Below are 13,863 nucleotides of genomic sequence, written 5' to 3' on the forward strand. Positions count from 1 at the left end.
CCTCTCCAAAAAAGAGGGGGGACTAGGGGGTGAGGTTCACGCGAGGCGAGCCGCCGCCCCAGCTCGGCCAGAAACAGCCCCGCGTGGTAGCCGTCGGCCAGGCCGTGGTGCAGGTTCACCGACACCGGCATTAGTGTGGCCGCGCCTTCCTGGAAAGTCTGGCCCATCGATATTTTGGGCGCGCTATCGGGGTGCGCGAAGCTGCGGGCGTGCGTAAGGCCCGTGAAGCGCACCCACGGCAAAGCCGAAAAATGAATGACATCGACGCGGGCCGTGGCTGGGCTCAGGCGCAGCCCGGTGCTGGCCTGCACGGCCGCGATTTCGGCCTGCGCCCCGCGCACGAAGTCTTGTAAATCATCCTGCTGCTCGATAAAGGAAAAGCTGAACGTGTGGTCGGGCCGCCCGATGGTGGCCGAGGCGTGGATGCGGTCGTAGGCGTACACCTGCTCGCCTTCGATGCGGTAGCGCAGGTTTTCAACCGCGTTCACGGCCTGCACCGTGTGGTAGAGGTAGTACAGAAAAAACGGCACGCCCAACTTTTTGGCTTCGGCCAGCGCGGGCGTGCAGTCTACGTTGGCGACTATGCCGAAGAATGGTTCTTCGAAGCGGGAGAAAAACTCGAAATGCTCGCGCCGGTTCCAGGTGGCGAGGTCGATGGGGTGTTTCATGGAGTTTGGTTGTAGTCGTCCGTCATGCTGAGCGCAGCCGAAGCATCTCTTTAGCTTTACTAATCTTAACCGTTAGAGTTAGTTCAGCGGTAGAGATGCTTCGACTCCGCTGCGCTACGCTCAGCATGACCAATTATTACAACCAGAGACCATGCTCATCGCCTTCGACGCCGACGACACCCTGTGGCCCAATCAGCCGCATTTCGACCAGGTAGAAGCCACGTTTTTCGACATCCTGGCGCACTGCGGCGAGCCCGCCGCGCTGCACCCGCAGCTCTATGCCGTGCAGCGGCGCAACCTGGCGCTCTACGGCTACGGGGCTAAAGCTCTGACGCTCTCGCTCATCGAAACGGCCATTCAACTTACCGATGGCGCAGTCAGCAGCGCCGATATTCAGCGGCTGCTCGATTTGGGCAAGGACTTGCTGCGCTTCCGCATCGAGCTGCTGCCCGGCGTGGCCGAGGTGCTGCCCGAGCTACGCCTGCGCGGCCACCAGCTCATGCTATTGACCAAGGGCGACCTCTTCGACCAGGAAAGCAAGGTAGCCCGCTCGGGCCTCGGCGATTTGTTCGACTACGTCGAAATCGTGAGCGAAAAAGACGAGCCCACTTACCGCCGCCTGTTCCGGCGCTACCACGCCACGCCCGAAAGCTTCGTGATGATTGGCAACTCGCTTAAATCCGATGTGCTGCCGGTGGCGCGGCTCGGCTACCGCGCCATCCACGTGCCCTACCACGCCACCTGGATACACGAGCAGGTGCCCGACAGCGCGCTGGTAGGGGTGGATTTTAAAACGGTGGCCAGCTTGGCCGAGGTGCTGGACCTGCTGCCGTAGGGGCGGCGTTGGGCAGGCTTTGTAGCCCGCGTTTTACAAAGTTTTCCTGTTTTTGAAGCCAGGCAAAACGCGCGTTGTACAGCCCGCGCAACCCCGCGCGGCCGGCCCCAAAAGCCGGGCTTTCTTAACAATGCCCCCCGGCCGCCGTACAGCTATGAGCCAAGCATTGCCCCAGATGCCCCGCTAAAGCTGTTGGATTGCGTGAAAAAAACCGCCCTACTACCGCTGTGCTGCTTGCTCTTAGCCAGCTGCCAAAACCAGGAGCGCGAGCAGCGCCTCCAAAAGAAAGAAGCCGAGCTAGCCCACCGCGAGCAGGAGCTACTACTGCGCGAAAAAGCCCTGGCCCTGCGCGAGCAGGCCGACCAAAAAGCCCAGCAGGCCGCCGACAGCGTGCGCGGACTGCCGCTGGCCGATTCAGCGCTGGTGCGTAACCTGGCCGGCACCTGGGTTACCCGCATGAACTGCGTCGAAACCGACTGCCCCGGCTCGGCCATCGGCGACAGCAAAAACGAGCAGTGGGAATTCAGCTACGACCAGGGCAACGTGCTGGTGAAGGCCTCGGCCAACAACAAGGTAGTGCGCGTGTACACCGGCCAGGTGCAGGGCTCCGAGCTCCAGCTCACGGCCCAGCACGAGGAAGGCGAAACCCAGCCCGACGCCACCATCACGGCCCAGCTCCAGCTCGCCGCCGACCAGCGCCTCGAAGGCCGCCGCGAAATAAGCCGGCCCGACAACTGCCGCATCGTGTACGCCCTCACCCTCACGCGGGCCCCGCAGCCCCTCCTCACCCGCTAAAAATCCGCCGCGATGCTACTGACGCTGTTGCTCAATGCGCTGGATTTTTCGCTGCCGCTGAAAAATCCGGTTATCATTTTTTCCCTGGTTTTATTTATCATCCTCTTTGCCCCGATTCTGTTGCAGCGCATCAAGGTGCCGCACATTATCGGGCTCATCTTGGCGGGCACGCTGGTGGGGCCGTATGGCCTCAATTTGTTGCAGCGCGATAGCAGCATCGTGCTTTTCGGCACGGTCGGGCTGCTCTACATCATGTTTCTGGCGGGGCTGGAAATCGACCTGAGCGAATTCAAAAAGAACCGCAATAAAATCCTGGTTTTCGGCCTCACCACCTTCGCCTTGCCGCTGCTGTGCGGCTCGCTGGCCAGCCACTACCTGCTGGGCTACAACCTGATGGCCTCGGTGCTGCTGGCCAGCATGTTCTCGACCCACACGCTGGTGTCGTACCCCATCGCCAGCCGCTACGGCGTCACGCGCAACCGGGCCGTGACGCTCACCATCGGCGGCACCATGATTACCGACATCCTGGCGCTCATCATTCTGGCCGCCATTTCGGGCATGACGCGTGGCACCGCCGACGCCAGCTTCTGGCTGCGGCTGGGCGGCTCGTCGCTGGTGTTTGTGGGCATCGTCTTTTTCGGGTTTCCGATTGTCATCCGCTGGTTTTTCAAGCGGTTTACCGACAGCGTTTCGCAGTACATTTTCGTGCTGGCGATGGTGTTTCTGGCGGCCTTCCTGGCCGAGGCGGCGGGCGTGGAAGCCATCATCGGGGCCTTCTTCGCGGGGCTGGTGCTCAATCAGTTCGTGCCCCATTCCTCGCCCCTCATGAACCGCATCGACTTCGTGGGCAACGCGCTGTTCATCCCCTTCTTCCTGATTGGGGTCGGGATGCTAGTCGATGTCAGCGTCTTAGTAAAGGGCACCGGGGCGCTGAAAGTGGCCGCCGTTATCGTGTTCGTGGCCATCGTCACGAAGTACATTGCCGCCAAAATCACCCAGAAAGCTTTCCGGTTGTCGCCCACCGAAGGCGACCTCATTTTTGGCCTCAGCAGCTCGCACGCGGCGGCTACGCTGGCCATTATTTTGGTGGGCTATAATATCATCATCGGCGAAACGCCCGACGGCGCGCCCATTCGTCTGCTCGATGAAGACGTGCTCAACGGCACCATTATCCTGATTTTGGTGAGCTGCGCCATCAGCTCGTTTCAGGTCGAGAAGTCGGCCCGCACGCTGGCCCTGGCCGAAGAAACCGCCGCCGACCCCGCCGAAACCGGCGAGAAAATCCTGGTCTCGCTGGCCTACCCCGATATGGTAGACGACATGGTGGAGCTGAGTTTGCTGCTGCGCCCCCGCAAAAGCGCCGTGCCCGTGTACGCCCTGCACATCGTGAGCGACGACGAGGAAGGCGCCCAGGAAACGGCCGGCCGCAAGATGATGGAGCAGGCCCAGCGCCACGCCGCCGCCACCGAAAACAAGGTGCTACCTCTCATCCGCTACGACGCCAGCCGTAGCAACGGCATCATCTACAGCGTAAAAGAGCAGAAAATTACCAGCGTGCTGCTGGGTTTGCACCGCTCGCACACCGCCCAGGATTTCCTCGGCCCCGTGGTCGAGAAGGTATTGGAAAACACTACCGAAGAGGTATTCGTGTACCAGCCCCGGCAGCCGCTCAATACGCTGGCCCGGCTGGTGGCCGTGGTGCCGCCCCACGCCGAGCTGGAGGCGGGCTTTGGGCACTGGCTGGCCACGGTGCGGACGCTGGCCCAGGGCGCGGGCCTGCCGCTGGTGTGGTACGCCGCCCCGGCCACGCTGGCCGTCATCCGCGAGCAGCCGGCCGCCGCCAGCGCCCTCAACGTCTTCTATCATACCTTCGAGAACTGGGATGACTTTCTGATTTTCAGCAAGGAAGTCAAGCAAAACGACTTGTTTCTTATTGTGTCGTCGCGGCCCGGCCACACCTCGCACCTGCGCCAGCTCACGCGGCTGCCCTACTACCTGGCCCGGTATTTCACCGAGAATAGCTTCCTGCTCCTCTTCCCGCACCAGGTGCCCGGCGAGGTAGAAGAAACCGTGGCCGCCACCGCCACTACTGGCGAACCATACGGTATGAAAGGCTACTTCCGGGGGCTGCTCGGCCGGCGCAAGTAGCTGGGGTGCTGCGGGCTGCCGGCTGTCCGCTGGCTGTCCGCTCGTCGTGAAGTAGGCTCGCGGTACGACGAGCGGACAGCCGGAAAAAAGCCGGCAGCCCGCCCCAGGCGTCGCCCTTGTATCAGCAGTAAAAAAGAATAAGCCTAGGACTTACGCAAAAGAGCTACCGGATTAGCTGCGAAGCGGCAGCATGTTGGTAGTAAAGCACTGATACGCAATGTGAAGCCGCAAAGCGGCGGCACTTGACGGTAGCAAGGGAGGTGCCGCCGCTTTGCGGCTCCGGGTAGTGCAACTACTTTAAAGCTACCAACATGCCGCCGCTTCGCGGCTAATTTGGTAGTAAAGCATAAACTTTTGCGCCAGCTGGGTCGTTGCTAAATAGTAAGCTTACTTAACAAGTTTGCCTGGTAACTATGGCTGCCCAAGCTCCCGACTCCGACACTCAGCACCTAGCCACCGAGCTACGCACCGTAGTAACGCGGCTCGTAAAAAAGCTGCGCGCCCACTCGCCCACCCGCGACAAGCTCTCGCTCACCGAGCGCTCGGTGGTGCGCCAGCTCGACCAGCACCCGCACCTGCTGCCCAGCGAGCTGGCCGAGATGGAAAAAGTCACCACTCAGTCGATGTCGCAGATACTGCGCCACCTCGCCGAGCGCGGCTACGTGTTGCGCCAGCCCTCGCCCACCGATGGGCGCAAGGTGCACATCGTCCTTTCCGACGCCGGCCGCCAGCTGCTGCAAACCGCCCGCCAGGAGCGCGACGAGTGGCTGCACGCCGTGCTCACCGAGCAGTGCTCGGCCGCCGAGCTGGCCGCGTTGCAGCAGGTGCTGCCAGTGCTCACCAAGCTGGTTGCCAGTGAATAACGCCTAGGCTATGCCTGGGTTCACGCTAGTAATAATAGAATGAGGCTAAACACTTTCCGCGCGCTGCGAAGCCGCAATTTTCGCCTCTATTTCACGGGGCAGGCCCTCTCGCTGCTGGGCACCTGGATGCAGAAAACGGCCGTGAGCTGGGTTATCTATGCCCAAACCAATTCCAAGTTCATGCTCGGGCTGAGCGTGTTTGCCACCATGTTTCCGTCGGCGGCGTTTTCGCTGGTGGGCGGCGGCGTGGCCGACCGCTACAACCGCTACCGGGTGCTGCTGCTCACGCAGGTGCTCTCGATGGTGCAGGCCGCCCTGCTCACGCTGCTGGTGTTCTTCAAGGCCGATGCGGTGTGGGGCATCCTGGGGCTGAGCGTGGTGCTGGGCATCATCAACGGCTTCGACGTGCCGGCCCGCCAATCCCTGGTGCACGAGCTGGTAAAAGACAAGCAGGACTTACCCAACGCGCTGGCCCTCAATTCGTCCATGGTCAACCTCTCGAAGCTGGTTGGGCCCGCCGTGGCCGGGCTAGCCATCGAGGGCCTGGGCGCCACCGCCTGCTTCGGGCTGAATACGCTGAGCTTTGTGGCCGTCATTGGCTCGCTGCTGGCCCTCAAGCGGCCAGCCTACGTGGCCCAGCCGCACGCCAAAAACATCCTGGGCGAGCTGAAAGAAGGGTTTCAGTACGTGCGCACTACGCCTAATATCCGGTTCGTGATTCTGATGCTGGGGATGGTGAGCTTGCTGGTGCTGCCCTTCACCACCCTGATGCCGGTGTATGCTAAAGATATTTTTCACGGCACGGCTACCACGTTTGGGCTCATCGACAGCTCCATCGGTCTGGGGGCATTCATTGGGGCGCTGTACCTGGCCTCGCGCCCGCCGGGGGCCAACCTGCACCGGATACTGGCTACCAATACGCTAATCTTTGGGGCGGGCCTCATCCTGTTTTCGCATACCACTTGGTACCCGCTGGCCCTGGCGTTTATTGCGGTGGGCGCGTTTGGCATGATGTCGCAAATCACCATCAGCAACACCCTGCTGCAAACCACCGCCGACCCCGCCATGCGCGGACGGGTCATCAGCTTCTACGTGCTGGCCTACACGGGCATGGTGCCCCTAGGTAGCCTGCTGGTGGGGGTAGTGGCGCAGCACATCGGCGTGCAAAACGCCGTGTTGGCGCAAGGCGTACTGGCCCTCGGCCTAGGGGCGCTGCATTGGCGCTCGCTGCACCGCCAGCCCGTGGTGCACACCGAGCTACCCGCCCAGGCCAACTCTACGCAAGGACTGGCGCTGTCGAGCTAGTACTGGCAAATAATAGAGCGAGTGGCACTCGCCAAATGCGTATCAGTTTGGAACCCGAACTTGTAATGGTTTAGGAATTAGCACTTAATAATATCTTTTGGCTGAAGATTTAATAAAGGTTTTTGCTGCGCAATATGTATCAAATAAATCAATAATTTCGTAGGATATTGTTGTTATAGTAGTCATTTTAGATGTAAGGATTTGCGAACGCTGTCGCTCTCCAATAGTTGCTGCACTTTCGCGTCCATGAGCTACTGCGTTACGTTTATTAACTAATTCATCGATTGTTGCTCTAGCATTTACTCCAATCGTATAGTCTTTGATTCCAAAAGCGTTTATTACTTCTTCTATAGTTTTAGCCCACACGTTTTGTAGCATAGTAGAGAATAATGTCTCATTAAGTGGCAAAATGCTCTTTTCAGAAAGTTCTGAAAAGAGTTCAGTGGATTTAGGGAAAAATTTGTCATAGCCGCAGTCTTTTAAAGCCCTTAGCTTATTGGCTAACGAGATAGTGCCGAATTGTATGATATAGTGAGATGTTTTGACTCTTTTCGAGGAAATTTCCCTTAGCGCTTGCTCTACTATTTCATTAATGGTTTTTTCTAAGCACGCATAAAGTTGTACTTGAAATAATCCCCTCATTATTTTTAATTCTAAAGGGGCCACTATAGTTGGGTCGCTAGGTTCTAGTGAAACAATGTAATTTAAGTATATTTGAGTTTCATTGAAGCGGCTTCTAGCGTTAGCCCTAACAGTTGTAAAGCTCATATCACAGCGCGTTCACTTACATAGTTGATTCTTTGAATTAGCTTAGCCCTAGAATTCGTAGCTCCTGTTGTTAGCCGGCTCAATTCAGCATCATCAAGTAACTGACTAAGTTTTGGGCCACTTATAGATTTACCAGCGCTGAGTATATCTGCTGCACCAACAGTAATAGCTTCATAGAGAACTATGGGTGTAATATTGGTGCGATTACCTCGCACAATACCTTTTGGCAGTAGTTTATTTAGTGTCAAAAATGTCTTTTCAAATAATTTTTTTAGCTCTGATTTATTCTTAAATGACTTGGTTTTTCTTGACATGTAGTCGTTTAAGAAATCCTTGACGCCATGTTGAAAAAGCTCCCTATCTTCATAATAAGCAAAGAATTTTAACGCTAACTCTTCTGTATTTCCAGTCCTTTCGGCATTTTTCGTCAGTTTTATAACTGACAGAAAATTAGAGTTTTCTGCGCATTCTTTTATGAAATCATTAAAATCACCTAAATACACACAGTTTCTAATTTCCTGAGGGTGCAAAATTACACCTCCTGTGTTTAGTCTCTCAAATAAATCATACCTTGTAGTATAATCGCTTCTGTCATTGAGAACAGTTACTCTGATAGGTCTAGTTTGAAACAATAATTGTAATGATTTGGGTAAATCCTCATATTTCAAGCCATTAACGTTACTAAGCTTATCAAGACCGGTAAGTATTAATTTTTGGCATTTTGGATTTACCTGTTTAATTATTTTCTCGTCGCCAACAAAATTGACAATAGTTGTGAGTCGCTGTAATCCATCAATAACTTCCCAAGAAGAATCCTTATTCGTTGCCATGAATAAGCTCGGAACAGGTATTCCTAAAAAGATGGATTCAATAAGTTGTGATTGCCTTATTTCATCCCATATGAAATGGCGTTGATACTCAGGTGTTATGTCAATTAATGACTCTGAGACCATATCAAATAACTGCCTTACAATTATATCATAACTGTCAAACGCTACCGAACGGCGATTACTTTCGAGTTGCTCTTGAATTTTATTAGCTTCCATTAGAATTGAATTTGAAATGCTATAACGTGTTGTAAGCCTGATAACACTTTACATATTGCGCCGGTACTGCCCGCCGACCTCAAACAGGGCGTTCGTAATCTGACCTAGGGAGCAGGTTTTCACCGTTTCCATTAGCTCGGCGAAGAGGTTGCCATTCTGCACGGCGATTTGCTGCAAGCGCTTCAGGGCGGCGGGGGAAGCGGCGGCGTTGCGGGCGTGCAGGGCTTCGAGCATCGTAATCTGGTACTGCTTTTCCTCCTCCGTGGCGCGGATGACCTCGGCCGGAATGACCGTGGGCGAGCCCTTGGACGAGAGGAAGGTATTGACGCCGATAATCGGGTATTCGCCGGTGTGCTTCAGCATCTCGTAGTGCAGGCTTTCCTCCTGGATTTTGCCGCGCTGGTACATGGTTTCCATGGCGCCGAGCACGCCGCCGCGCTCCGTGATGCGGTCAAATTCGAGCAGCACCGCTTCCTCGACCAGGTCGGTCAGTTCCTCGATGATGAAGGAGCCTTGCAGCGGGTTTTCGTTTTTGGCCAGGCCTAGCTCGCGGTTGATGATGAGCTGAATGGCCATGGCGCGGCGCACACTCTCCTCGGTGGGGGTAGTGATGGCCTCGTCGTAGGCGTTGGTGTGCAGTGAGTTGCAGTTGTCGTAGATGGCGTAGAGTGCCTGCAACGTGGTGCGGATGTCGTTGAAGTCGATTTCCTGGGCGTGCAGCGAGCGGCCCGAGGTCTGGATGTGGTACTTCAACATCTGGCTGCGGGCGTTGGCGCCGTACTTCAGCTTCATGGCCTTGGCCCAGATGCGGCGCGCCACCCGCCCAATGACGGCGTACTCGGGGTCGATGCCGTTGGAGAAGAAGAACGACAGGTTGGGCGCGAAGTCGTTGACGTTCATGCCCCGGCTCACGTAGTACTCCACGAAAGTGAAGCCGTTGGAGAGCGTGAGCGCCAGCTGCGTAATTGGGTTGGCCCCGGCCTCGGCAATATGGTAGCCCGAGATGCTGACGGAGTAGAAGTTACGCACCTTCTCGGTGATGAAATACTCCTGCACGTCGCCCATCAGGCGCAGCGCAAACTCGGTGCTGAAAATGCAGGTATTCTGGGCCTGGTCTTCCTTCAAGATGTCGGCCTGCACGGTGCCGCGCACCTGGGTCAGGGTCGTGGCCTTGATTTGCTGGTACACGTCGGCGGGCAGCACGTCTGCGCCGGTCACGCCGAGCAGCAGCAGCCCTAGGCCGTTGTTGCCCTCGGGCAGCTCGCCCTGGTAGCGGGGGCGGGGCTGCTGCTTGGCGGCAAAAATCTGGTCGATTTTGGCATCTACCTCGGCTTCGAAGCCGTTTTGGTGGATGTACTTCTCGCAGTTCTGGTCGATGGCCGCGTTCATGAAAAACGCCGCCAACGTGGCCGCCGGGCCGTTGATAGTCATGCTCACCGAGGTGGCGGGGTGCGAGAGGTCGAAGCCCGAATACAGTTTCTTGGCATCGTCGAGGCAGGCGATGCTGACGCCCGCGTTGCCGATTTTGCCGTAGATGTCGGGCCGGTGGTCGGGGTCTTCGCCGTAGAGCGTCACCGAGTCGAAGGCTGTGCTCAAGCGCTTGGCCGGCAGGCCTTTGCTCACGTAGTGGAAGCGCCGGTTGGTGCGCTCCGGCCCGCCTTCGCCGGCAAACATCCGGGTCGGGTCTTCGCCCTCGCGCTTGAACGGGAACACGCCCGCCGTGTAGGGAAACTCACCGGGGAAATTCTCCTGCATGGCCCAGCGCAGGCGGTCGCCCCAGCCCAGGTAGCGCGGCACGGCCACCTTCGGTATCTGGTTGCCCGACAGCGAGGTAGTGTGCGTTTTGACTCGGATTTCCTTGTCGCGCACCTGGTACACATACTCGGGGTTGCGGTAGTTTTGGATGGTAGCCTCCCAGTTTTCCAGAATGGCCTGGGCATCGGCATCCAGCCGGCGCAGTGCCTTGTCTTTCTCCTTGGCAAACTCGCCCACCATGTTGTCCGACGCGTGTTTCTCGTCGCGGTAGTGTGCTTCGAGCTTGGCAAACGCGCCGGCCACTTCGGCCATATTCACCTGCTCGGCCACGCGCTTGTCGTAGGCTCGGTTGCTCTCGGCGATTTCGGAGAGGTAGCGCGTGCGGCTCGGCGGAATGATGTACACCTTCTCTGACTGCTCGGCGCTAGTTTCAAGCTGCGAGGCGAATTGCGCGCCCGTCTTCTCCTCCAGCGTGTGGAGAATGGCCCGGTAGAGCCGGTTCATGCCGGGGTCGTTGAACTGCGAGGCGATAGTGCCGAACACCGGCATTTCCTCCAGCGGCGAATCCCAGCGCTGGTGGTTGCGCTGGTACTGCTTGCGCACGTCGCGCAGGGCGTCGAGGCCACCGCGCTTGTCAAACTTGTTGAGCGCGATGACGTCGGCAAAGTCCAGCATGTCAATCTTTTCGAGCTGCGTGGCCGCGCCGTACTCGGGCGTCATCACGTAGAGGCTCACGTCGGAGTGCTCGATGATTTCGGTGTCGGACTGGCCGATGCCGCTGGTTTCGAGGATAATCAGGTCGAAGTCGGCCGCCTTCACCACGTCCACCGCGTCCTGCACGTAGCGGCTGAGCGCGAGGTTGCTCTGGCGGGTGGCCAGCGAGCGCATGTACACCCGCGGCGAGTTGATGGCGTTCATCCGGATGCGGTCGCCGAGCAGCGCGCCGCCGGTTTTGCGCTTGCTAGGGTCCACCGAGATGATGGCTAGCGTCTTCTCGGGGAAGTCCAGCAAAAAGCGCCGCACCAACTCATCGACCAGTGACGACTTGCCCGCGCCACCCGTGCCGGTGATGCCGAGTATTGGTGCATGGTGCGTAGTGCCTAGTGCTTGGGTAGCTACGGGGGTACCTGCCACCGCTGCTTGGGTGTCCTGCTGCTGAAAATCGGCTACCAACTGGCCTTTCACCCGCTCAAACTCCTCGGGAAAGTTTTCGGCGGCCGAAATCAGCCGGCCGATGCTGCGCGCGTCCTTCTCCTTTATATGAGTAACCTCACCGTTCAGCTTCTCACCCGTCGGGAAATCGCTGCGTTCCAGCAAGTCGTTAATCATGCCTTGCAGGCCGAGCGAACGGCCATCGTCGGGCGAGTAGAGGCGCGTGATGCCGTAGCCTTGCAGCTCCTCTATTTCGGAGGGTAGGATGACGCCGCCGCCGCCGCCGAAGATTTTGATGTGGCCCGCGCCGCGCTCCTTCAGCAGGTCATACATGTACTTGAAGTACTCGTTGTGCCCGCCCTGGTAGCTGGTGATGGCAATGGCCTGGGCATCTTCTTGAATGGCGCAGTCCACGATTTCCTGCACCGAGCGGTTGTGCCCTAGGTGAATGACCTCGGCGCCACTGCTCTGAATGATGCGGCGCATGATATTGATAGCCGCGTCATGCCCATCAAACAGCGCGGCGGCCGTGACGATGCGAACGTGGTTTTTGGGCTTGTAGGGGGCGGCGGGGGTGGGATGCATGGGGGAGGGGAAGTAGCGCGGAGTGGCACTCCGCTTTCGGCCAGAGCTAGCCAACTGCGGAGTGTTTTTGACTACCCAAAGGTACTACAACGCCCCGGCGGGGGCGGCCAGGGCAGTAGGAAGCTCTCTATCGTCCTCGGGCGAAGAAGCGTCGGTGATGAATGGTCCAGCGTATTCGCCAGTGCGATTGTCGCTAGCCGTGCTGGTGTCATTGGCTAACGTCGTTATCATAGTATCGTGCTATTTTAACAACTCCACCAGTTCGGGTGGCAGCTTCACAACTCAGGCTAGCGTTTCCTGGCTTGGTGTGCGTGGGCTGGGCACGTCCACATTATGTTGAGTTGGTAGTGAGATGGCTGACTAAAATGTGCCCACAGGGAGCGGTAGATTGAGAAATGCTATTAATAAAATTCTTGTTTATAATGTTTTATAAAAATAAAAGAAGGTAAATAATTGAGCTGAAAAGACGATAAGAGACACTGCTGTAGCAAGTGCCAGCTAGAAGCAATTGGCTCCAAAGGCTACGAAAAGTCTTCGTAGCCTAGGATGAAGTAGCCAATTCTGTTACTTTTGCTCGAAAGCATTCGCTAAAAAAGCATTATCTGAGGCTTACACGAAGAAGTTGGTTTTTCTTTCATGAGGAAAATTATAAACTCAGCTGTAAGCGTAGGAGAATTGGCTATTCTTGACACGCTTGGAAGCGGCCAGGCAGGCTTGCCCGGACGGATGCGCGGGTCTGTGGCGCCTGGTGTATCAGCAATCGATAAAAACACCTCACTCTGAAATTTGCTAGTGCTTGATAATCAATCAATAATATTAAATAGGTTGAGCTTGTGCGGGGTTGTCAACGTAAAACCGTTTACCTTTGACCTAGCCGATTGTGATAGGTGCCAAAGCCCGCTGTCTAAAATTAATTATCGCTGCTTCGCTACTACTAAACCTTCTGATATTTCCCCTTTATTTACCGCACTATAAAAATGAAATTACTAGTTAGCAGTATGACTTTCGCACCCGACCATAGTGGTATATCCATATATGCAACGGATTTTGCTACTTATGCAGCGGAACAAGGCCATACGGTGACGGTAGTAACTGGATTCTCCTGGTATCCGAAATGGGTAAAGCGTCCTGAAGACAAACGTAAATTGTTCAGGACTGACTTATACAAAGGAATGAAGATACTACGGGGGTATTTATACGTTCCTAAACGTATAACTACTATCACCAGGATGATTCAAGAGATATCATTCATTCTGTTTGCCTGCATCAATTTTCTGCGCGCCGGTAAGCAAGATGTTATCGTAGTTTTCACTACTCCCATTAACCTGGGTTTGGTCGGGGTTCTATTTAAGAAACTGTGGGGAGCCAAACTACTGATTAATATTCAGGACTTGCAACTTGATGCTGCCAAGTCTTTAGGAATGCTGGATAAGCTACCTATTACGAATATTATGAACCATCTTGAGCGCTATAGCTACGAGAAGTCCGACTTGGTAAGCTCTATTTCTACGGCGATGGTGGGGCTGATTGATAAAAAAGGAGTAGAGGAAGACCGCCGCTACCTGTGGCCCAACTGGATAGACGTTGCTGAGGCAAACGCCCAAGGCGTGAAAAATGGCTTTAGAAACAAGTTTCCGCAGTATGCTGATAAGATTATTATTGGCTATGCCGGTAATATCGGCGTCAAGCAGGGGTTATCGGTGCTGGTAGATTTGTCAGAGCGATTTAAGCATCGTAATGACCTTATCTTCTTAATCATTGGCCAGGGTGGCGACGCGGATAATCTTAAGAAATACGCACGTCAAAAAGGTACTACGAATCTGGACTTTATAGATTTCCTGTCGCAGGAAGATTATTATAATTTCCTGTCGGATGCAGACGTAGTATTCCTGTCGCAGAAAAAGGATTCGGGTGATGTCTATTTCCCGTCCAAGCTGCTCGGT

Annotated in this window: 11 protein-coding genes; 6 read left to right on the forward strand and 5 right to left on the reverse strand. The window is 56.0% G+C overall.

Annotated elements, in window-relative coordinates:
* On the reverse strand, window positions 1-668 hold a 668-nt coding region (locus tag VFO93_RS04270; RefSeq protein ID WP_325133085.1), incomplete at its 3' end, for a chloramphenicol acetyltransferase.
* 151 nt (window positions 669-819) lie between these two features.
* Here VFO93_RS04270 and VFO93_RS04275 point away from each other — a divergent pair.
* The 5 genes from VFO93_RS04275 to VFO93_RS04295 all read left to right on the forward strand — a co-directional run bounded on the left by VFO93_RS04275 (window position 820) and on the right by VFO93_RS04295 (window position 6,614).
* Window positions 820-1,503: an HAD family hydrolase gene (locus VFO93_RS04275; RefSeq protein WP_325133086.1), complete on the forward strand. Its 684-nt coding sequence runs from the start codon at window positions 820-822 to the stop codon at window positions 1,501-1,503.
* A gap of 201 nt (window positions 1,504-1,704) precedes the next feature.
* The gene (locus VFO93_RS04280) at window positions 1,705-2,298 is read left to right on the forward strand and encodes a hypothetical protein (RefSeq protein ID WP_325133087.1); all 594 of its coding nucleotides are present in this window, start codon (window positions 1,705-1,707) and stop codon (window positions 2,296-2,298) included.
* A gap of 12 nt (window positions 2,299-2,310) precedes the next feature.
* On the forward strand, window positions 2,311-4,446 hold the full coding sequence (locus VFO93_RS04285; RefSeq protein WP_325133088.1) for a cation:proton antiporter: 2,136 nt from the start codon (window positions 2,311-2,313) through the stop codon (window positions 4,444-4,446).
* A 413-nt stretch (window positions 4,447-4,859) separates the two neighbouring features.
* Window positions 4,860-5,309, forward strand: coding sequence for a MarR family transcriptional regulator (locus tag VFO93_RS04290; RefSeq protein ID WP_325133089.1), 450 nt, complete (start codon window positions 4,860-4,862; stop codon window positions 5,307-5,309).
* 39 nt (window positions 5,310-5,348) lie between these two features.
* Entirely contained in the window at window positions 5,349-6,614 is a 1,266-nt protein-coding gene (locus tag VFO93_RS04295; protein WP_325133090.1) for an MFS transporter, read from the forward strand.
* An 84-nt stretch (window positions 6,615-6,698) separates the two neighbouring features.
* Here the strand turns inward: VFO93_RS04295 and VFO93_RS04300 are convergent, their stop codons facing one another.
* From VFO93_RS04300 to VFO93_RS04315, 4 genes are all read right to left on the reverse strand, one after another.
* Window positions 6,699-7,280, reverse strand: coding sequence for an MAE_28990/MAE_18760 family HEPN-like nuclease (locus VFO93_RS04300; protein ID WP_414653548.1), 582 nt, complete (start codon window positions 7,278-7,280; stop codon window positions 6,699-6,701).
* A 98-nt stretch (window positions 7,281-7,378) separates the two neighbouring features.
* On the reverse strand, window positions 7,379-8,428 hold the full coding sequence (locus VFO93_RS04305) for a DUF262 domain-containing protein (RefSeq protein WP_325133093.1): 1,050 nt from the start codon (window positions 8,426-8,428) through the stop codon (window positions 7,379-7,381).
* A 48-nt stretch (window positions 8,429-8,476) separates the two neighbouring features.
* Window positions 8,477-11,920 carry a methylmalonyl-CoA mutase family protein gene (locus tag VFO93_RS04310; protein ID WP_325133094.1) on the reverse strand — a complete coding sequence of 1,148 codons (3,444 nt, stop codon included), beginning with the start codon at window positions 11,918-11,920 and terminating at the stop codon, window positions 8,477-8,479.
* Between the two features lie 84 nt (window positions 11,921-12,004).
* Complete coding sequence (locus VFO93_RS04315) at window positions 12,005-12,151, reverse strand: hypothetical protein (RefSeq protein WP_325133095.1); 147 nt, start codon at window positions 12,149-12,151, stop codon at window positions 12,005-12,007.
* Window positions 12,152-12,897: 746 nt separating this feature from the next.
* On the opposite strand from VFO93_RS04315, the gene VFO93_RS04320 reads away from it, so the two are divergent.
* Window positions 12,898-13,863, forward strand: a 966-nt coding sequence (locus VFO93_RS04320) for a glycosyltransferase (RefSeq protein ID WP_325133096.1), incomplete at its 3' end; no start/stop codon positions are given.

The sequence above is a fragment of the Hymenobacter sp. genome (assembly GCF_035709525.1).
Classification (GTDB): domain Bacteria; phylum Bacteroidota; class Bacteroidia; order Cytophagales; family Hymenobacteraceae; genus Hymenobacter.